The following is a 20,128-nucleotide window of genomic DNA, read 5'->3' as shown; positions in this document are numbered from 1 at the left end:
AGGAATGTATTTTTAATCATGCTTACATTTATAATAGTAAATAAGAACATCTTACAAGATATCGGCGCGTTTTAGACAAGACATTCAGCGCAGTTTTGTATCATAGTAAAGTGAAAGGTTTGGCTTATTAGGCTGCAACAATGGAGGTTTTGCTACCATAACTTGCTGGTTATTGAAGAAGATAAGCCATCAACATAGGCGTAGATAGTATAAGATGGCGTACATTGGCGTAATCTGCAACTATTCAATGGGCAGAGCGCATGATAAAATAGACGGTTCACATGTTAAAACTGGATAACCCGTATGTCAGATTCTACTAAAACCTCTTCATCGTCTGCTAGCACGGGTAACAGTCGTATTGACCCGACAGGTTTTGTCAAGCTCGGTGCGCAATTACCTAAGCTGGCAACTATGCTGGCGCAAGCAATAGACGAGTTGGGTCTTACGTTAAGCGCGCAGCAACAGCGCACGCTATTATTGTATTTAGACCAGCTTTTATTATGGAATAACGCGTATAATCTGACCGCGATTACCGATCCAGTCGAAGCACTTATCAAACATATCATCGATTGCTTGGCTATTATAACGCATTTACCGCCAGGGTCGCTGCTTGATATTGGCACAGGAGCGGGCTTGCCAGCGGTGATTATTGCTATCTGTCAGCCTGAGCGCCAATGTACTGCCCTCGATAGCAACCAGAAAAAGATTCGTTTTATTAAGCAAATCAGTAGCGAGCTTGGTTTGACTAACATGCAGCCAATCGCTTCGCGTATTGAGGCGCATGAAGCCAGCTATGAGGTGGTAACCTCAAGAGCCTTTGCCAGTTTGATTGATTTTGTCGAAGTGGCGCAGCCGCGCTTGGCAGATAAAGGTTATTTATGCGCGATGAAGGGTAAAGCCCCGAGCGATGAAGAGTTGCAAGCGCTAAGTGACGCTTGGCAGATAAAGACGATTGCATTAAAAGTACCGCATTTACAAGATAGTCGTCATTTAATTGAATTATCTTATAAAAATGTCTAAGCTATGAGCACGTTACGCTATGCAAGACAACAATTGTTCTATGATCATAAATGGCGTGTACGCTGGTGTCTAAATAGACTTATAGGTAAGCGTCAGGTATTTAAGTAATATAATAAGCATGAGCGGCAAAAATACTGTAGTAAAAATCAGTAACAGATTCTAATTAAATTGAGTGAGTGTATGGAAATCATAGCGATTGCGAATCAAAAAGGCGGCGTGGGTAAAACCACGACGGCAGTCAATTTGACCGCCAGCTTAGCGGCCAAGCGCAAGCATGTACTACTGATTGACTTAGACCCACAGGGCAATGCAACCAGTGGCACGGGTGTCGATAAGAACGCCTTGGACTTGACCATCGCTGATGTACTGCTCGATGGCGTTGCGCTATCTGAGGCAATTGTGAGTAGTCCAGCTGGGTTTGATGTCATCGGCGCCAATCGTGATTTGGCGGGGATGGATATTACTTTAATGAGCAAAACCAATAGTCATGAGCTCTTTAAAACGGCAATGGCGCAGTTGGCCAAGGATCAAATCGCGACCAATAAATCTGCTTACGATTATGTGATTATCGACTGTGCACCAAGCTTAAACTTGCTGACGATTAATGCATTGGTTGCCACCGATAGCGTTATTATTCCCATGCAGTGTGAATATTATGCCCTAGAAGGTTTGGCGGATTTGTCGCAGACGATTGAGCGTCTTACTGAGCTCAACTCTAAACTCTATATTCGTGGTGTGGTCAGAACCTTATTTGATGCGCGCAATACCTTGGCGCGTGATGTCTCTGCTGAGTTAGAGGCGCACTTTGGTGATATTATGTATAAGACTCATATTCCAAGAAATATTCGTTTGGCTGAAGCGCCTGCACATGGCTTGCCAGTTATTGCTTACGAAAGATGGTCAAAAGGTGCGCGCGCCTATCAAAAACTGGCGGCTGAGGTGATAAAGCAGAGCGCATCATTATAAGTTCATGTTGCAAGTTAATAAAAGAACAGCAAATTATATGTATCAGTAAGCCGGTATTTAGCAATATTTGGCTTTTTATTTTAGCGTTAGAGGATAGGTAATCATGGCAAAGAAAAGAGGGTTGGCTGCCAATCGAGGCTTAGATGCCTTATTAGGGTCAATCAAAAAAGAAAAGCAAATTGCCGCCTCTGCCTTACAAGATGACACGGTAGTGCGTGAGCATACTGAGTCAACCAAAATACCACAACCTATTGAGCAAGAAGATAGCGCAGCTGCGGCTGTTAACAAGCCTTCTGCCTTGCCAGTGTCTGAACAAACCAATGACAATAATAATCGTAAAGCGCGGACGATAAAAAAAGCCCCTGTTAATAAGGCTCGCACAAACGTCACAGAAAATAGTACCTCTGAAGACCAAATCAGCTTGGTGCAAATCGATGTAACACGTCTGCAAGCAGGTAAGTATCAGCCGCGCCGTGATATGAGCGAAACGGCGCTGGCAGAATTGGCTTCTTCTATTGAGCAGCATGGCGTCATGCAGCCGATTGTTATTCGTCCATTACTGGCGAATGAAGATAAAAGCGAAGCCTTGGTGACGCATGAGATTATCGCTGGTGAGCGCCGCTGGCGTGCGGCAAAAATGGCGGGTAAATCGGTTATACCAGCGATTGAACGTGCATTATCCGATGAATTGGCCATAGCATTAGCCTTGATTGAAAATATTCAGCGCGAAGATTTATCGGTGATTGAGCAGGCAGCTGCCCTGCAGCGTTTTCATACCGAGTTTGGTATGAGCCATGCGATGATTGCCGAAGTTGTTGGTAAAGCGCGTACCACAGTATCAAACCTTTTGCGCTTGAATCAGCTGCACGATACAGTTAAAGATCATTTGGCAACCAGTGCGTTAGATATGGGACATGCGCGTACCCTGTTGGCGCTATCATCAGAACAGCAGCCTATTATTGCGCAAAAAATCATCGATGCAGGCATGACAGTGCGCGAGGCTGAGAAATTGGTTAAGTCAATCTTGCAGCCAGCACCAAAAGCTAATCGCACCGAGCAAGTACAGTCTCGCGATGTTGAGCGCTTAACCCAGCGTTTAACTGATATGTTAGGCGCAGAAGTAAAGCTTAAACATAAAAAAGATGGGCAGGGTAGTGTTGAGATATTCTTCCACAATCATGATCAACTAGCGGCTTTGATCAAGCATATAGAAGCGCAGGCTTAGAGCTTTTTATACCCCTGAACTGGTTATTCAAATGTAAAACCGTCTTTTAATAATTAACAAAAACATAGAAGAGAGTGCGTATGTGGGAGCTGGTAAAAGCAGGTGGTTGGCTGATGACACCGATTGTGGTGTGCTCAATATTGGCATTGGTGATTATTATCGAGCGTAGCCATACGTTGCAGTTTAATAAAATTGTACCTAATAGATTGCGCGAACAGCTGATAACCCGCCTACGTGAGAACGGTGATATTGGCCGTACGCAGCTGATGAATGTCAAAGAAAAAACCCCTTTAGGTGATATTCTGGCGACTGGCCTGCTTTACCGCCAATACGGCCTAGACTCGATGACAATGCACATGCAAAACCGCGCCAGTGTGCAAGTGCATCAGTTAGAGAAAAATATCAATATGCTCGGTACTATTGGGGCGATTGCGCCATTGCTTGGTTTGCTAGGTACGGTGTTGGGTATTATCTCGTCGTTTTTGGCGATTACTGATGGCGCGATGCAAGACCCAACGATGCTAGCTGCTGGCGTGTCACAAGCATTGATTACCACGGCGGCTGGTATGATTGTAGCTATCCCAGCTCTGGTTGCTTATCGTTATTTTCAGCGCCGTATTATCGATATCAATGCACAGTTTGAGACGCAAGCGGGACTGATGATTCAAGAATTGTATGATTATCAATTGCTGGACAATACGCATGCCTCTACCATCTCTCTACCTGCTAATGGGTCGGAAACAACTAAAACTAAGGGTTATGAGCTTTCACTTGACACCTCGGATTTAGAGACAGCCGCTACAGCAACTTAATTGTGTGATGTCACTTATTTGTTGAATCTGTACATTGCAGCCCATTAAAGAGAGCGATATGCGTTTTAGAAAACCGACCGTTGAGCCACTTGAAATCAATCTGACGCCGATGATTGATTGTTTATTATTTTTAATCGTATTTTTACTGCTTGCTACCTCGTTCAATCACTTTAGCCGCTTAAATATTATTCTTCCTGAAGCGGAAGGGGTAGCATTAACAGAAGAGAAAAACAGTATTGAAGTCGCTGTGCAAGAAGATGGCAGTTATTTGGTTAATGGCATCACCCTTGCAAGTAGCGATGAGGCGGAGCTGACCAGCATGCTTCAGCAAGAGGCGGGAAGCAATCGTGATATGCTATTTGTCATTGCTGCTGATGCAAATGCTACCCATCAATCGGTGGTACGGGTCATGGATATCGCTGGTAAACTGGGTTTTTTAAATCTCAATATCAGTACGGTTGTGCCACTTGGGCAGTCTTTACCAGAATCTGCGCCGCAGTAAATTTTAGGGCGTTTGATATATTGCTACAGTAAAAACATCAAACGCCACTATCATGACCCTTGGTGTTTTTACTGCTGTATTTTATGTTCACTTGCCACTGCTGCATTTGTGTCATTTCTTTTTATACCTAAATTGAGGCTTTTATGAGCCAAGCTTATCAACCTGACTCTAAAAAAAATTCTGCTAAAAAGTTGTCAGCAGCGCCATCAAATACGCCTAGGCATAGGACTTTATTGCGGCTATTAAGCTACCTTAAACCTTATTGGTGGGCGCTAATCTTGGTCATAATAGGCTTTGCGATTAATGCGGCGACAGAGATTTGGATTGCCAAGTTATTGCAATATATCACTGATGCCATCAATCAAAACGATCAAAGCAAACAGGATTTATTTCCATTTATTATCGTGGCGCTGTTTTTTGTCCGCGGCGTGGGCAGTTTTTTGGGTAATTACTATACGGCTTTGGTATCGCGCAATCTTGTTTATGAGTTACGCGTTCAAGTGTTCAATAAGCTTTTGCGTTTGCCAAGCTCGTTCTATCTGGAAAATCCAGCGGGGACGATTTCATCCAAGCTTATTTTTGATGTTGAACAGGTGACTGCCGCCAGTACTGATTCAATGAAAACCTTGTTGCGCGATGGTCTGACCGTTGTGGCTTTGATAGGATTTTTGCTTTATAGCAACTGGCGTTTAACTTTGATTTTATTTGTGGTGCTACCACCGATTTTATGGCTGATACGGGTGGCTTCAAAGCGTTATCTAAAGCTGTCTAAAGGTATTCAAGAAACCATGGGTAGTGTCAGCCATATCACCAATGAGGTCATCGGCGGCTATCAGGTAGTGAAAAACTATGGCGGACAAGCGTATGAAGCCAAGCGTTTTGATATAACCTCGAAGAAAAATCTGCGCCAAGGCATGAAGGTCGTTGTGACCAATAGCATTAATACCCCAGCGGTGCAGTTATTGATGGCGATGGCGATGGCGGTCGTTGTATGGCTCGCGCTGCGCCCTGCGGTGATAGATAATATCTCGGCGGGTGAGTTTATTTCCTATATTGCTGCCGCAGGATTATTAAGTAAGCCGGTGCGCTCGCTCACTGATATCAACCAAAAATTGCAAAAAGGGCTTGCCGCCGGTGAGTCAATCTTTACTTTATTGGATGAGCCAGAAGAACAAGACACAGGCATACTTAGCCCGACTCTAGCAGGTGACATTCAGTTCGATAATGTCAGTTTGGTTTATCCTGATTCAACGGTGGCGCTGCGTGATTTTACTTTGGATGTGCGTGCAGGCGAGACGATAGCACTGGTCGGGCGTAGCGGCGCTGGTAAGTCTTCACTCGTTAACTTACTCACGCGTACTTTAAATACGTCCTCGGGGCAAATCACCCTTGACGGTATGCTGATTGACGACATCAAGCTTGAAAGCTTGCGTGCGCAGATTGCGATGGTTAATCAACAAGTGGTACTGTTTAATACCACGGTGTTTAATAATATTGCCTATGGCAGCCTAGCGGATAAGAGCCAAGCTGAGGTCGAGCGCGCTGCAAAAGACGCTTTTGCCCATGATTTTATTATGAAAATGCCAAATGGCTATCAAAGTGAGATTGGCGCTGAAGGCTTGCAGCTGTCAGGCGGTCAACGTCAGCGTATCTCGATTGCGCGTGCGTTATTGAAAGATGCACCAATTTTGATTTTAGATGAAGCCACTAGTGCGTTAGATAACGAGTCAGAGTACTATATTCAAAAAGCACTCGATAACGTCATGAAAGATAGGACGACACTGGTGATTGCCCACCGTTTAACCACCATTGAATCGGCTGACCGTATTGCGGTGTTAGATAGTGGTCAAATTGTCGAATTAGGCACCCATGAAGAGCTGATGCAACTACATGGCCATTATGCGCAAATGTACGCGCGTGACTTTGAATAAAGATGGCTGCATAACTAGGATAAATAACACATCATCATGAGTATTGAAACCACAATGACGCGTGCATGGCAACGTCAGGCTGCTTGGCTCTGGCTGCTACTGCCTGTCAGCTGGTTGTATGGATTCATTACGATGGTGCGCCGTCAGGCTTATCAGGTAGGCCTATTTTCCAGTTATCGTGCGCCTATTCCGCTGATGGTAATTGGTAATATCACGGTAGGCGGCAGCGGTAAGACACCGTTGATTATTGCCTTGGTCAACTATCTACAAAAGCAAGGCATAAAGGTAGGCGTTATCAGCCGCGGCTATGGCGGTGATAGTAACCAGATGCCAGCTTTGGTACATGCCGATAGCTTGCCAAGCATCGTAGGGGATGAGCCGTGTTTAATTGTCAATATGACAGGCGCGGCGATGGCCGTTTGCCCCAATCGTAAGCAGGCTATTACCACTTTGTTAAACGCACATCCTGATTTACAACTGATTATTGCTGATGATGGCTTGCAGCATTATGCGCTGCAACGTGATATCGAATGGATTGTGGTCGATGCGTCGCGTGGTTTTGGTAATCAGCAATTGCTACCAACCGGTTTTTTACGTGAGCCTATGTCGCGCTTAACAGGCGCAAATGTGGTTTATCATGAAAAAGCGGATAGGACGACCAAAGATAATAAGCAAGCTAAAGCTAAGCGTTTAACGATGTATCTACAAGCGGATAAGTTGCAGCCTTTATGGCCTTCTGCTGTTGAGATAGATGGTTTAAGTGTCGCAGCAAAAACACTTATGCCGCCTATACCAAATGGTCGGGTACATGCGGTAAGCGGTATCGGTTATCCGCAGCGTTTTTTTGATACCTTAATGGCGCTCGGTTTTGATGTCATTGGGCACGCTTATCCCGATCATTATGATTTTAGCTTAGATGAGCTTTTACAATATAGCGAGCTGCCGATCATTGTCACCAGTAAAGACGCGGTCAAAATCAGAGCGTTACTAATAAATATGTCTAGCCGCCAACCACTTAACGAAGAGTATCAAGAGCTTATTAATCGTTTATGGGTCTTGCCAGTGACTGCGGTGTTATCGGCTAGCTGTTATGTCAGCTTACAGCAGCAATTAAAAGCTTTAAATATTAATTTATCTAAAAGCACAAAAGCGTAAATGATTTTATAGGAATAAACCATGTCGTCAGACTTAATATCAGCTGAAACAATGCCAATTGAAGCCGCGCCAGTCAAAACTCATATTGTTATCCCTGCGCGCTTTAAAAGTACGCGCTTACCCGGTAAGCCATTATTAAAGATTCATGGCAAGCCGATGATACTGTGGGTGGCTGAAAAAGCACAGTTGGCTGATTTCGCTGATGATATGTGTATTGCGACTGATGATGAGACGATTGCTAAAGTTTGCACAGAGGCAGGTTTTGATGTGGTGATGACCAGTAATGAGCATGCGTCAGGGACCGACCGTTTGGCGGAAGTTGCCGCTATCAAAGGCTGGGCTGAGCATGATATCGTGGTCAATATGCAGGGTGACGAGCCTTTGGTACCGCCGTTATTGTTACAGCAAGTCAAAGCCCTGCTAGTGCAAGATAGCGACAGCGTGATGGCGACTTTATGCGAGCCTATCGAAGACTACGAAACTTTTATGCGCCCATCGGTCGTAAAAGTTGTCAGTCAGACGTCCAGCAATTTACAGCGTGCATTATATTTTAGCCGTGCACCGATTCCGTGCGACCGTGATGTGGTTTTGGCAAAAGATAAAAATATACAGCAGCAACCACCAAAAAACGCTTATCGTCATTTGGGGCTATACGCCTACCGCGTTAGCTTGTTACAGCAGTTTGTGCATTGGCCGCAAACGCCGCTCGAGATATTAGAAAGCCTAGAGCAATTACGAGTTTTAGAAAATGGTGGTCATATTGCTATTGCCACTGCAAGCTGTCATCTACCAGCCGGCGTCGATACCCAAGAAGACTTAGACCGGCTCAATGCCATGAGCTTAGTTGATTTTCAAAACTGCTAATTTACACAAATTAATAATAGCCTAAGTAAATGTTTATAAAGTATTTTATTAAATAGAGTAGGATTGTTTGTTACTCAAAGGTTGTAAGTGTATTTAAGGTATTGAGCGATGATCGTGAATGAGGTAACTGAAATGACCAGCGCATTGCCTTTGACGGATAATATATATTTTGCACCGCTATTACCGTGGCAAAATGAGTTGTGGTCACAGCTGACTAAGCGGGTATTAATGCCGCAGCAATCTTTGCCGCACGCGCTCTTAGCGGCAGGCATGCAAGGTATGGGCAAGCGCGCCTTTGTCTGGCGTTTGGTCGCATGGTTATTATGCCGAGAGCGCAATAACCATCCGCTTGGCGCTTGCAGTATTTGTGAGAGTTGTCAATGGCTCAGATCAGGAACGCATCCAAGCTTACAAGTCCTGCCAATGATTGGTATACCAGTCAGTGTCGACCATGCTGATGCTAAACAAGCGGCAACTAACAGCGCAAAAGACAAAAAATCTGCCAAAGCTGCCAGTAACGCTGCGTTAAAAATAAAAGTTGATGATATCCGTGCTTTGCAGCCATTTATTTATCAAGGCGGGCAGGGCATGCGGATTTGTGTGCTAGATTACGCAGAGCAAATGACGGTTGCGGCTGCTAATGCACTGCTCAAAACCTTGGAAGAGCCGCAAGCCCAAGTACATTTATTCCTCATCAGTGATACTCCAGCGCAGTTACTGCCAACCATAAAAAGCCGTGTTCAGCAGTTGGCACTACAGACCATTGAACCTGCTGTTGCAGTTGACTATGTGACTCATGCTTTAGGTAGTACGGTCAATCGTAAGGCGGTCGGCACAGCGGCCATTGAGCAGCTGATACAGTTGGCAAATGGCGCACCTTTAGCCGCGGTCGCCCTTGCGCAAGCACCATGGTATAGCAAGCGCGCGCTATGGCTGACAACGTGGCAAGCGCTGCGTAGCGGTAAGCGTAGTAGCATAGCAGCAAGCGACTATTGGCAGACCCAGCTTAGTATAAGCGAGTTTATTCAATTGTCGGAGCTAATGCTCGTTGATATACGCCGCGTATGCTTGGGTCTTGATGCGCTGCAAAAGGACATTAATTTACCAGTGTCCTTACACAGTCATCAACCTACTGAGCGCGCGTTAGAGGTCTTTATAAACAGTCTACAACAGACAAAAATCGCCCTACAACAAAATGTGCAAGAAAAATTCGCTTATGATAAGCTGATGCAAGAATTGGCTTATTTATAAATCAGATTAAAAAATAAACCTCACTTATAAAGGAAGCGGACTATGGCAATGCCAGGACGTGGCGGGATTTTAACCTGCCATATTGAAGATATGGAAACGTTATACGCAAGCTATTTATCCTTTGTGACCAATGGCGCGTTATTTGTGCCGTCTGATAGAATACAAAAACTGGGCGATGAAGTGTTTATTGCCGTCACTCTGCCCAATTCTAGCGAACGCTTACCGATGAATGGTAAAGTGGTTTGGATCAATTCAAAAAGCCAAAGCGGCCGTCCAGCAGGCTTTGCGGTACAAATAGGCACTGATGTCGCTGGGCTAAGAATTAAAAACGAGGTCGAGCGCTTATTGGCCGGTAAGCTTGATAGCTTGCAGTCGACTTATACGATGTAGTATTTTGCAGAGCTTGAAATGTATTTGCTATTAGCATAATACATTTAGCGAAAAAATGAAAAAAGCAGCCTTCTATATTGATGAGGCTGCTTTTTTATGCGCCGTATTTTATTGAATGCTATAGTGAGTGAAAAGTAATATCGATACATCACGCACTGCTGATATCAATTTTTCTTGCTTGCTGTGCCTGCGCAGACAGAGGCTACAAAAAATTAATACCAGCAATACCGTCGCGTTTTTAGAATATTTTGATTATACAGGCATACATTTGGCTAATAGCGCGGTGGCACGTACATATCATCGGGAATTGGCTCGCGGTAATATTCATCATCGCGCTTGCGTTCGGGCAATTCAATCTCATCGCGCGGTACTTCTTTATAGGGGATTTGCTCAAGTAAATGAGCGATACAGTTTAGCCGTGCGCGTTTTTTATTATTGCCTTCGACCACCCACCACGGCGCTTCAGGGATATGGGTGCGCTCAAACATGGTCTCTTTGGCTTTGGTATAATCCTCCCAGCGCCGACGTGATTGTAAGTCCATCGCTGACAGCTTCCACTGCTTAAGTGGGTCATGAATCCGGCTCATAAAGCGTGAATGCTGCTCGTCATCGGTAATCGAAAACCAGTATTTGACCAAGCGAATACCTGAGCGTACCAGCATACGCTCAAATTCAGGTACTGATTGGAAAAACTCTTCGTACTGGGCATCGGTACAAAACCCCATGACGCGTTCAACGCCCACCCGGTTGTACCAGCTGCGATCAAACAAGACAATCTCGCCAGCGGCGGGCAAGTGCGCTACATAACGCTGGAAATACCACTGCGACTGTTCGCGTTCGGTTGGTGCGGGTAGCGCAGCCACGCGGCAAACACGCGGGTTTAAGCGCTGGGTAATACGCTTGATAGCGCCACCTTTACCCGCAGAATCGCGCCCTTCAAATATCACCACAATGCGCTCGCCGTATTCGACCACCCAATCTTGCAGTTTGATAAGCTCTCGTTGTAGTCGCAGTAATTCTTCAAAATAAGTACGCCGATCGAGCTTTTCTTGCTCACTCATCGCGCGGCCATCAAAACGAAAGTCGCGCACGTAATCGTCTATCTCATTTTCCAGCTCTTCGTCATAGCTGTCGATCAAATCTTGATGCATTTTGCGTCGCAGCTCATCGCCAAACACTTCTTTATCCATACGGGTAATAAAGCTGTCTTGTTCGAGTGCTGACCGCGCTTGCCGCTTTGAGGTATTTAAGGTTTGTCGATCGATCGATGAGGGACCTTTGCTCATAATAAGCTCCTAAGCAATATTTTTATGGTTATTATTCATTATGATAGTTCTATATGTGGTTTATTACTCTAGCACATTTACAATAACACTATGAGTATGCCGTGTTTACTTGTTGCAGTCTTTTTCATACTTTTTTCAGCCCCAAAAAAAACACCCTTTAATCGTTGGATTAAAGGGCGTATTAAAAGCTTAACGCTATTTATTTAACTAATGGCTTATTGCTAATTACATCAGTGAGAATTTTATTTCTCTAAGATGCAAGTAACGCCTTGACCGCCAGCGGCGCAGATTGAGATAAGCGCGCGACCTGAACCTTTTTGGTCTAACAATTTGGCAGCAGTGGCTAGGATACGACCACCGGTTGCGGCAAATGGATGACCTGCGGCAAGTGATGAGCCATTGACGTTTAGCTTGCTACGATCGATAGAGCCTAGTGGCGCATCAAGACCTAGGCGCTCTTGACAGAACTTCTCATCTTCCCAAGCTGCTAGCGTTGATAACACTTGTGAGGCAAACGCTTCATGAATTTCATAGAAGTCAAAATCTTGCAGCGTTAAACCAGCGCGCTCAAGCATACGCGGTACCGCATAAGCTGGCGCCATGAGTAAACCTTCTTTATCGCCAGATTTACCGATAAAGTCAACGGCAGCCGTTTCTTGATGAACGATGTATGCTAGTGGTTTAAGACCACGCTCTTTTGCCCATTCGTCATTGGCCAATAGCACACAAGAGGCGCCATCGGTTAGCGGCGTCGAGTTAGCGGCTGTCATGGTTGGGTTGGCGTTCTTTTTACCAAACACGGGTTTGAGTTTAGCAAGCTTGTCTAACGTCGTATCTGGGCGCAAGTTGTTATCGCGCGTCAAACCTTTGTATGGCGTGATTAGGTCGTCAAAAAAACCTTCGTCATACGCGCGTGCTAGATTTTTATGGCTGTTAAAGGCAAGCTCATCCTGATCTTCACGGCTGATGTTCCACTCAAGGGTGGTAATCGCTTGATGGTCACCCATGGATAAACCCGTACGCGGCTCGCCATTTTGTGGTGAGTCGATCAAATCTTTAGGATTTAAACCCATTAGCGCTTTTAGACGTTGTTTGTTGTCTTTAGCCGCGCCCAATTTGATTAGCACTTTACGTAAGCCATCACCAACAGCGATAGGGGCGTCAGAGGTGGTATCCACACCGCCAGTAATCGCCGAATCAATAATACCAAGGGCGATTTTATTGGCAGAAGCAAAGGTTGCTTGTAAGCCAGTACCGCAAGCTTGTGAGATATCATACGTTGGCGTATGTGGGTTTAAGGCGGTGCTTAGTGTCGCTTCACGCGTCAAGTTGATATCACGGCTCAATTTCATCACCGCACCAGCAACGACTTCACCGACTTTTTCATCTTGTAAGTTAAAACGCTCGACCAAGCCATCTAACGCGGCGGTTAGCATGTCAGTATTGCTGTCATCAGAGTAAGCACCGTTTGAGCGCGCAAACGGAATACGGTTGCCGCCTAGGATAGCGACGCGATGTTGACCCGAGCTCAGGCCAGTTTTGCTCGATTCTTTAGCGGTTGTAGCGGTTGTTTTTTTACTAGCTGTGTCAGTCTTTTTATTGGCATCTTTAGCCGCACTATCATCTTTAGTAGCGTTAGTAGTTTTGCTGTCTTTTGAGCTTTTTTCAGCGGTGCTCTCCTTTTTAGACTCGTCTTTCTTAGAATTATCTTTATTAGAGCTGTTTGTTTTCGTATCCGCTGTTTTGGCGTCCGACTTTTTATCATCCGCTTTTTTTGGCTCAGCCGCTTTTGAATTTGCCATTGTGTCGAATACATTTGGCTGCTTGGCGTCTTCAGCTGCTGCGTCAGTCGCTGTTTCGGTATTTTGGCTATCACCGGCTTTTACGACGGTCGTTTCAACAACAGGGCTATCAGGGTGATTGTTTTTAGTACTCATAATATTATCCTTAAAAAATATGGGTAGAAGATAAAAGGGAAAAACAAAATAAAAATAAAAGAGAAAAACATAGTACACGGCAGAGAAGGTTAGCATAAGGCGCTTTTTACGCGCTTACTGTATCTCTTTAGCAAACGATGTGACGCTAATTTTAAGCTCATGCCTTCAATGCTAACTATCAAACGCTACTGATTATACTGGTTAGTATTGATTAATAACATTGCATAACGAAGCTTTTGATAATATATTGTTATCTATAAATGCATTTGCCATAACTTATACGTTCGATTTTAACATAAGTGGGGTGTTTTTAAGGCGAGAAAAAGTTGCTATCTTGTATACTGGCTTGTCTACAGATTATGATAGACAGGCGCAGCTTTTGGACTTGTTTTGCATGGAAGTGTATAGTTACAGCAGTTTTTAACCTGTTTATTTATATTAATAATTTTTTTCTTCTCATCAATTATAGGATTATATTATGTCAGACCGTTATGGTGATTTTGTGCAGTCTTCTATTGGCCGAAAAGTGGCAAAAAATCTAGGCTTGCCGATGCCAGTAGAGCTAGACCGTTTTGATAGTGGACAGCCGTCAGTACGCGGTAGTGTATTGGTTGGTCGTGCTGATGGCGACAATACTGCCATCAGTGAATCAGTTGCTCGTATTTTGTCAGACCTGCACGCTGATGTATTTGTCAATAGCCGTGATGCGGTAAAAGACGCACTGGCTGATGCAGGCGTGAAAGCCAAAGCCAATACCGGCGGCGATGACAAGTTTAAAGTTTTATTGTTTGATGCCAGCAATATCAGCAATGCTGATGATCTAAAACAAGTGTATGAGTTCTTTCATGCCGTGGCGCGCCGCGTCGAAAAATCAGGTCGCGTTATCGTTATCGGTCGTCCACCAGAAGATTTGAGCGATATTGAGGCAGCATTGGCACAGCGCTCGCTTGAAGGTTTTGTGAAATCTGTTGGTAAAGAGTTTAAGCGTGGTATCACCGCCCAGCTTATCTACGTGGCAGAAGGCGCTGAAAAGAACCTAGACTCAACGTTACGCTTCTTTGCCTCAGCGCGCTCAGCTTATGTGTCAGGACAAGTGGTACGTGTGACCAATGGCGACAACGTTGATGTCGATTGGACGCAGCCTTTAGGCGGTAAAACTATGCTGGTCACTGGCGCAAGTCGCGGTATCGGTGAAGCCATCGCTCGGGTGTTGGCACGCGAAGGCGCCCATGTTATCTGTCTTGATGTACCGCAGCAGCAAGCGGACTTACAAAAAGTCGCCAGCGAAATTAGTGGCTCAGTTTTGACAGTCGATATCACTAGTGAAGATGCGGGCAAAGAAATCGCAGAAGCGGCGCAAAAGCGTGGCGGTTTAGATGCCGTTATTCATAATGCTGGCGTGACCCGTGATAAGACACTGGCAAAAATGGACGAGAAAAAGTGGGATATGGTCATCAATATCAACTTGGGCAGTATTGCCAAGCTGAATCGCTACTTGCTAGATAATGATGTACTAAAAGACCATGCACGTATCGTCTGCGTTTCATCTATCTCAGGTATCGCTGGTAATCTAGGTCAAAGTAACTATGCTACTTCTAAAGCGGGCGTTATCGGTTTGGTAAACGCGACTGCTAAGCAATTAGAAGACGGTTCTAAAGGCATGACTATCAACGCTGTAGCGCCAGGATTTATCGAAACGCAAATGACAGAAGCGATTCCGTTCGCCATTCGTGAAGCCGGTCGCCGTATGAACTCAATGAGCCAAGGCGGTTTACCAATCGACGTTGCTGAAACTATTGCATGGCTTGCGTCGCCAGCTTCTGGTGGTCTAAATGGCAATATCGTACGTGTTTGTGGTCAAAGCTTGTTGGGTGCATAGCTTGTTGGATGCATAGCCAGTAAAATAGAGGCAGAATACTGCTCGATAAATGACTAAAAGATATCGAGCAAGCCTGTATTAAGTAGGTAAAATGGACAAGATTGTTAAATTGACCTCACATATGCTTACGAAAAATTGCTGATAAATTGTAATAAAGCTGCCCGAGGGTGGCTTTTTTATGATAAAAACAGGTATGAATAAAAGCATGTGCCAGTAAATGAACCAGTAAACCAACCAGTAAACAAATAAGCCGACAAACGAATGCTTCACTGTTTACAAGTAGCCAGATAATTTGCTCCAGCCTCAGTTAGCTCAACCCCATTTAGGATTTATTATGTCAGACAAACATTATGATGCGTTGCCAAAAGCGCATACCACCTACGCCAATATCGTCAAGAGTCTATTGCCTATTGGTAATAACGAAAAGGTCAGCCGCGATCAGTTGCCACAAGCGACGTATTATGTAGATAATTTGCACATCGACCAAAATAATCTTGACGATTATCGTAAGATTTGTGGTTTCGCCGACAATGGCAAAATACCGATTACCTATTTTTCTGTTTTATCACAGACGTTACAAATGAATATGATGGTCAAAGAGCCGTTTCCCTTTGCTATGCTAGGTTTGGTGCATGTGGATAATAGCGTGACGCAGTATCGTCCTATCGGTGAGCGTGAAACGGTAGCGATGGCGGTGAAGTTTGATAATCTGCGTGACCATGCGCAAGGCCAGCAGTTTGATTTTGTCACCACCGTTAAGTCAGACGACGAGGTAATTTGGGAAGGCACTTCTACTTATTTGTCACGTGGCAAAAAAACAGGTAGCAAAGATAAAAAAAGCACGCCGCGTCCAGTGACCGTTAAGCCTTTGGTGAATGAAGAAGGCGTGCACAGTATCTTTGAAGTACCAGAAGATATCGGCCGTCGTTATGCGTTTGTTTCAGGGGATTTTAACCTCATCCATCTCCATCCATTATCGGCACGCGCATTTGGTTTTCCAAAAGCCATCGCCCACGGCATGTGGTCAAAAGCTAAATGTCTAGCGCTGATGGATGAGCTACCAGATGCTTGCACGATCAATGTATCATTTAAGCTGCCTATCTTTTTGCCAGCAGAAGTAGAGCTGATCGCTGAGCCGATAGCGCAGTTAAAGAGCCCAACCGATACTTGCGAGTTTGGCTTATTTAGTGCTAAAAACGACAAGCCGCATCTTGCTGGTGTGATTAAACTGCAAAGCGAAAACAAGTAGATTGCGCCATATTCTTAACCTTTATATTTTATTAACCAATTATTCATTATGACTTTACATGACAATGCAACAAGCGTAGCTGCGCCCGATAACTCAGCTACCATAGATGAAGCTACTGCTAAAGATAACGGTATCGATTTGGAAAATACGTTTGAGCCGTATTTTCGCCCTGATGACAACACCATCGTGTGCGGCGCCCTCGACGACGAAAAGGTCGCTATTTTAGCGGCGGCTGGCGTTGAGTTGGTGCTTAACTTGCAGCCAGATGACGAGCTAAATTTTGATGAGCGCGCGGCGGTAGAGCGCGCTGGTATGCATTATGAGCAGCTGCCTATCAGCGGGGCTAAGGATTTAAAACAGTTAAATATATTGGCGTTTGATAACATCTTGCGTCAGTATCATGGCAAAAAAACCGTCTTGCACTGTGGTTCTGGTAATCGCGCTGGTGCAGCGGTAGCATTGCGTGCAGGCTGGTTACGCGGACGCAAAATGGATACGGCTTTGGAGCGCGGGCGCAGTCATGGTTTGACGAAGCTGGAAGAAGAGGTTCATAATCGTTTATTGGTGCCACGCTAGACTCATGGCATACTAACCATGTATGGCAAACTGTACACGCTACATATGAGCGACATGCAACAAAAAAGGCGACCAATAGGTTGCCTTTTTTATGAGCGAATTTCGTCATTAATTAGCTAAATAGTTAAGTAGTTTTTTGGATATAAGAAACATTTTTATAAATAGAGCGAGTGAAGAATGAAAAATAATAATGAGAAAGCTAATAATCAAAACGTCAATACGTCTACTAATCCTATTATTCAACAAAAATTACAACAATTGTTAACAGATTTACAGCTTGATGACGCTCCAGCGGGTGGGGCTTTAGTTGTTTATCAAGCAGGGCAATGTATTGCTCAGGCTAGTGTGGGAATGGCGCGCGCGGATTTGTCATGGAGTCCCGATACACTATCGCTGAATTTTTCAACAGGGAAAGGGGTGTTGGCGACATTGGTGCATGTGTTGGTCTCCGAGCATATGCTTGATTATGACCGAGCGATTGCGGATTATTGGCCTGCTTTTGCCGCGCAAGGAAAAGAACAGATTACTTTACGTAGCGTCATGTCGCATCAAGGCAACTTGTTTTCGATTCAAAGTATCGATGTCGATAACGACACAGTGCTCGATTGGCAGCTCATGCTAGAAAAGGTTGCTGCTATGCCCGTAACGGCGCCTGAAGACAGCGCCTTATATGAGAGCGCTTATAGCGCCTTGGTTTACGGCTGGGTACTGGGCGGCGTGATAGAAGCCGTTACCCATATGTCATTAGCCACAGCGCTGCGTCACTATTTGACTGAGCCGCTAGGAATTGCAGACAGCTGTTATTTTGGGGTGCCAGACGATAAAGTAGATGAAGTGGCTCATTTGGTTAAATATTTCCAAACAGACGAATACGCAGCCCAGCAAATAAGCAATCAGGAGCTGTCGCAAGCGCGACCTCGCCGCAGCAAACCCGTGTTAAGAGCGGATTCTGAAAATACTTTGCGTATTTATTCAAGCCTACCAAGCTATACTTGTTGGCAAAAAAGAGCGCTAACCAATCAAGCAGGCGCAAATGAAAGCGCAATGGCAGATGGGCTGCCTAATTTGGATACAGCAAAAATTAACCGTTTATACTTTAATAACAGCCAGCTTAATCTAAAAAACTATAAATCGGCTCTTGTGTTGGCTAATAAACAACCTATCGATTATTACGATAAACGGACGCTACAAGCCATCATTCCCGCTGCCAACGGCGTGGCATCAGCGCAAGCATTAGCAACTATTTATGCCATGCTAGCCAATGGCGGTACATGGCAGGGGCAGACATTAATTGACGACGCAACATTTAAGCAGCTTTCAACCCCGCAAACCACTGGCATGGACGCGGTAATGCCGGCGAAAATGAACTGGCGCTTGGGCTATCATCGCAGGTTTAGCATTTGTCAAAGTGAAGCTTCTAATATGAGCGCGCAAGGTTTTGGGCACATGGGTTATAACGGTTCGGTTGCGTGGTGTGATCCTGCGCGGCAATTGTCGTTTACCTTTATCCATAATTTTGATGTAACAATGCTCAATGATGTCCGCCAGTTTGCGCTGACGGAAGCGGTATTAGATTTGATTGACGCTGGAATCTAGTAGACGTGACTCTTGAACTTAACTCAATATTCTTGTTGCCAGTATGAAAAACAGAAATACAGGTGCTTAAAGGATAAGTAGCAACACTATAACTAACAAAAGTATTGAGGTAGTCGTCCGAAATTATCCATGGCGCGGCTTATTAGGCGTGAGCTTAAGCAACCTTGGGGAAATCAAACCATGGATAAAGATAGACGCCAAAATGACAATTGAGCAGACTATCCAAAGTTTAACAGCGTCTACTTCATCAAAGAAGCCTTGATTGAGGGCGTAAGACAGATAATATAAGGTGCCAATACCGCGTATACCGAGCGCAGAAATGGCATACTTTTCAGTATAGGGCAGCTTTAATCCTGATAGAGCAATCAATCCGCCAATCGGTCGAATCAATAATAAAAAGGTAAAGCTGACGATATAGACGCGCCATGTCAGCTCAACGCCCGCTTGCAGTCCTTGACCTAAAAACATGCCAAAAACCACAAGAACTAAGGACATCAGTAAGCCTTCTGACTGCTCAGCAAAATCGTGCAGCTTTTGGTGATAACTGTGTTCACGCTCCGAGCGTCGAAAGGCAAAGGCGGCGACAAATACTGCAATGAAGCCATAGCTGTGTACATATTCTGCCAAACCATAGGCCAGCAAGGTGAGAGCTATCACCACATAACCTTGAGAGATGGAGGTATTGTGGCTGTATTTTGAAAAGACCAATTTTGCTAGTAATTTACCAACCACAATCCCGACCACCAAACCTGCGCCAATTTTCCACAGCACATCAGTCGTAAACCATTGCCACAGCATCTCACCTGTGAACTGCTGCCCGCCGCTATAAGCTTCTGCGACCTTAATCGCTAAATAGACAAATGGGAACGCCAAGCCGTCATTTAACCCTGCTTCTGAGGTCAAGGTAAAGCGCGGTGTATCCTCGCCGCCAGTATTGGGCGGTCCGACTTGGATACTAGAGGCGAGCACAGGATCGGTCGGAGCCAGTACCGCACCGAGCAAGATGGCCGCGCCTAATGTCAAACCAAAAGCATAATAGCCTAAGAGCGCCATGGCAAAAATACCAATCGGCATGGTGATAAGTAGTAAGCGCACAGTCGGGCGCCATAAGTGCCACGACAGCTCAGTATCTATCTTGATACCTGCACCAACCAGCGAAACCAATACCACGATTTCGGTCAGTTTTTCGATAATTAAACCGTTATCCATCGGATTTAAAAAAGATAAACTGGTCCACCAATAGCCCATGAATAGACCAAAGCTTACTTGCAGCATGGGCAGCGAGATGGGCGTACGTTTAAAAAGAATAGGAAACAGTGCCCCGAATAAAAAGGCAATACCGCAGACCAATAAGAATAAATTATAGTTTTCAATCATAAGTTTGGTGCACGCTATTTTTTGGTTTTAAAAAGATAAAGTTACAAGAGGTTTAATCGCTATTAATAATGAGCGCAAATGCTTTTTATTACCGCAAAAAAACGTTAACAGA

Annotated in this window: 17 protein-coding genes; 14 read left to right on the top strand and 3 right to left on the bottom strand. The window is 44.8% G+C overall.

Annotated features, from left to right (window positions below; genetic code table 11):
* Positions 1–303: 303 nt before the first annotated feature.
* From rsmG to ACPEGP_RS04275, 10 genes are all read left to right on the top strand, one after another.
* Positions 304–1,020: a 16S rRNA (guanine(527)-N(7))-methyltransferase RsmG gene (gene rsmG / locus ACPEGP_RS04320; RefSeq protein WP_423814047.1), complete on the top strand. Its 717-nt coding sequence runs from the start codon at positions 304–306 to the stop codon at positions 1,018–1,020.
* Positions 1,021–1,200: 180 nt separating this feature from the next.
* On the top strand, positions 1,201–1,986 hold the full coding sequence (locus ACPEGP_RS04315; RefSeq protein WP_423814046.1) for a ParA family protein: 786 nt from the start codon (positions 1,201–1,203) through the stop codon (positions 1,984–1,986).
* Positions 1,987–2,089: 103 nt separating this feature from the next.
* The gene (locus tag ACPEGP_RS04310; protein ID WP_423814045.1) at positions 2,090–3,211 is read left to right on the top strand and encodes a ParB/RepB/Spo0J family partition protein; all 1,122 of its coding nucleotides are present in this window, start codon (positions 2,090–2,092) and stop codon (positions 3,209–3,211) included.
* Between the two features lie 80 nt (positions 3,212–3,291).
* The gene (locus ACPEGP_RS04305; RefSeq protein WP_423814044.1) at positions 3,292–4,023 is read left to right on the top strand and encodes a MotA/TolQ/ExbB proton channel family protein; all 732 of its coding nucleotides are present in this window, start codon (positions 3,292–3,294) and stop codon (positions 4,021–4,023) included.
* A 58-nt stretch (positions 4,024–4,081) separates the two neighbouring features.
* On the top strand, positions 4,082–4,525 hold the full coding sequence (locus ACPEGP_RS04300; RefSeq protein ID WP_423814043.1) for an ExbD/TolR family protein: 444 nt from the start codon (positions 4,082–4,084) through the stop codon (positions 4,523–4,525).
* A 143-nt stretch (positions 4,526–4,668) separates the two neighbouring features.
* Positions 4,669–6,456, top strand: a complete 1,788-nt coding sequence (gene msbA, locus ACPEGP_RS04295; protein ID WP_423814042.1) for a lipid A export permease/ATP-binding protein MsbA — start codon at positions 4,669–4,671, stop codon at positions 6,454–6,456.
* 36 nt (positions 6,457–6,492) lie between these two features.
* Entirely contained in the window at positions 6,493–7,611 is a 1,119-nt protein-coding gene (gene lpxK, locus ACPEGP_RS04290; protein ID WP_423814041.1) for a tetraacyldisaccharide 4'-kinase, read from the top strand.
* Between the two features lie 21 nt (positions 7,612–7,632).
* Positions 7,633–8,475 carry a 3-deoxy-manno-octulosonate cytidylyltransferase gene (gene kdsB, locus ACPEGP_RS04285; RefSeq protein ID WP_423814040.1) on the top strand — a complete coding sequence of 281 codons (843 nt, stop codon included), beginning with the start codon at positions 7,633–7,635 and terminating at the stop codon, positions 8,473–8,475.
* A 108-nt stretch (positions 8,476–8,583) separates the two neighbouring features.
* The gene (locus ACPEGP_RS04280) at positions 8,584–9,726 is read left to right on the top strand and encodes a DNA polymerase III subunit delta' (RefSeq protein ID WP_423814039.1); all 1,143 of its coding nucleotides are present in this window, start codon (positions 8,584–8,586) and stop codon (positions 9,724–9,726) included.
* A 42-nt stretch (positions 9,727–9,768) separates the two neighbouring features.
* Positions 9,769–10,116, top strand: a complete 348-nt coding sequence (locus ACPEGP_RS04275; RefSeq protein ID WP_144297597.1) for a PilZ domain-containing protein — start codon at positions 9,769–9,771, stop codon at positions 10,114–10,116.
* Between the two features lie 272 nt (positions 10,117–10,388).
* On the opposite strand, the gene ppk2 is transcribed toward ACPEGP_RS04275, so the two are convergent.
* Positions 10,389–11,402, bottom strand: coding sequence for a polyphosphate kinase 2 (ppk2, locus tag ACPEGP_RS04270; protein WP_263612369.1), 1,014 nt, complete (start codon positions 11,400–11,402; stop codon positions 10,389–10,391).
* Positions 11,403–11,644: 242 nt separating this feature from the next.
* The gene (locus ACPEGP_RS04265; protein WP_423814038.1) at positions 11,645–13,339 is read right to left on the bottom strand and encodes an acetyl-CoA C-acetyltransferase; all 1,695 of its coding nucleotides are present in this window, start codon (positions 13,337–13,339) and stop codon (positions 11,645–11,647) included.
* Positions 13,340–13,817: 478 nt separating this feature from the next.
* Between ACPEGP_RS04265 and ACPEGP_RS04260 the strand changes: the two genes are divergently transcribed.
* From ACPEGP_RS04260 to ACPEGP_RS04245, 4 genes are all read left to right on the top strand, one after another.
* Positions 13,818–15,218, top strand: a complete 1,401-nt coding sequence (locus tag ACPEGP_RS04260) for a 3-oxoacyl-ACP reductase (RefSeq protein ID WP_423814037.1) — start codon at positions 13,818–13,820, stop codon at positions 15,216–15,218.
* Between the two features lie 334 nt (positions 15,219–15,552).
* Entirely contained in the window at positions 15,553–16,467 is a 915-nt protein-coding gene (locus ACPEGP_RS04255; RefSeq protein WP_423814036.1) for a MaoC family dehydratase, read from the top strand.
* A gap of 48 nt (positions 16,468–16,515) precedes the next feature.
* Entirely contained in the window at positions 16,516–17,043 is a 528-nt protein-coding gene (locus ACPEGP_RS04250) for a beta-lactamase hydrolase domain-containing protein (protein ID WP_423814035.1), read from the top strand.
* Between the two features lie 177 nt (positions 17,044–17,220).
* Positions 17,221–18,639: a serine hydrolase domain-containing protein gene (locus ACPEGP_RS04245; protein ID WP_423814034.1), complete on the top strand. Its 1,419-nt coding sequence runs from the start codon at positions 17,221–17,223 to the stop codon at positions 18,637–18,639.
* A gap of 123 nt (positions 18,640–18,762) precedes the next feature.
* On the opposite strand, the gene ACPEGP_RS04240 is transcribed toward ACPEGP_RS04245, so the two are convergent.
* Positions 18,763–20,016, bottom strand: coding sequence for a cation:proton antiporter (locus ACPEGP_RS04240; protein ID WP_068408236.1), 1,254 nt, complete (start codon positions 20,014–20,016; stop codon positions 18,763–18,765).
* Positions 20,017–20,128 lie beyond the last annotated feature (112 nt).

This window comes from Psychrobacter sp. 219-2-C, assembly GCF_049560815.1.
Lineage (GTDB): Bacteria > Pseudomonadota > Gammaproteobacteria > Pseudomonadales > Moraxellaceae > Psychrobacter > Psychrobacter faecalis.
Note: the sequence above shows the minus strand (reverse complement) of the source record. Positions and strands in the feature narration are given on the sequence as shown.

Bases quoted from the DNA above. Each gene is read 5' to 3' on its own strand.
- rsmG (WP_423814047.1), top strand. From the start codon at position 304: ATGTCAGATTCTACTAAAACCTCTTCATCGTCTGCTAGCACGGGTAAC.
- ACPEGP_RS04315 (WP_423814046.1), top strand. From the start codon at position 1,201: ATGGAAATCATAGCGATTGCGAATCAAAAAGGCGGCGTGGGTAAAACC.
- ACPEGP_RS04310 (WP_423814045.1), top strand. From the start codon at position 2,090: ATGGCAAAGAAAAGAGGGTTGGCTGCCAATCGAGGCTTAGATGCCTTA.
- ACPEGP_RS04305 (WP_423814044.1), top strand. From the start codon at position 3,292: ATGTGGGAGCTGGTAAAAGCAGGTGGTTGGCTGATGACACCGATTGTG.
- ACPEGP_RS04300 (WP_423814043.1), top strand. From the start codon at position 4,082: ATGCGTTTTAGAAAACCGACCGTTGAGCCACTTGAAATCAATCTGACG.
- msbA (WP_423814042.1), top strand. From the start codon at position 4,669: ATGAGCCAAGCTTATCAACCTGACTCTAAAAAAAATTCTGCTAAAAAG.
- lpxK (WP_423814041.1), top strand. From the start codon at position 6,493: ATGAGTATTGAAACCACAATGACGCGTGCATGGCAACGTCAGGCTGCT.
- kdsB (WP_423814040.1), top strand. From the start codon at position 7,633: ATGTCGTCAGACTTAATATCAGCTGAAACAATGCCAATTGAAGCCGCG.
- ACPEGP_RS04280 (WP_423814039.1), top strand. From the start codon at position 8,584: ATGATCGTGAATGAGGTAACTGAAATGACCAGCGCATTGCCTTTGACG.
- ACPEGP_RS04275 (WP_144297597.1), top strand. From the start codon at position 9,769: ATGGCAATGCCAGGACGTGGCGGGATTTTAACCTGCCATATTGAAGAT.
- ppk2 (WP_263612369.1), bottom strand. From the start codon at position 11,402: ATGAGCAAAGGTCCCTCATCGATCGATCGACAAACCTTAAATACCTCA.
- ACPEGP_RS04265 (WP_423814038.1), bottom strand. From the start codon at position 13,339: ATGAGTACTAAAAACAATCACCCTGATAGCCCTGTTGTTGAAACGACC.
- ACPEGP_RS04260 (WP_423814037.1), top strand. From the start codon at position 13,818: ATGTCAGACCGTTATGGTGATTTTGTGCAGTCTTCTATTGGCCGAAAA.
- ACPEGP_RS04255 (WP_423814036.1), top strand. From the start codon at position 15,553: ATGTCAGACAAACATTATGATGCGTTGCCAAAAGCGCATACCACCTAC.
- ACPEGP_RS04250 (WP_423814035.1), top strand. From the start codon at position 16,516: ATGACTTTACATGACAATGCAACAAGCGTAGCTGCGCCCGATAACTCA.
- ACPEGP_RS04245 (WP_423814034.1), top strand. From the start codon at position 17,221: ATGAAAAATAATAATGAGAAAGCTAATAATCAAAACGTCAATACGTCT.
- ACPEGP_RS04240 (WP_068408236.1), bottom strand. From the start codon at position 20,016: ATGATTGAAAACTATAATTTATTCTTATTGGTCTGCGGTATTGCCTTT.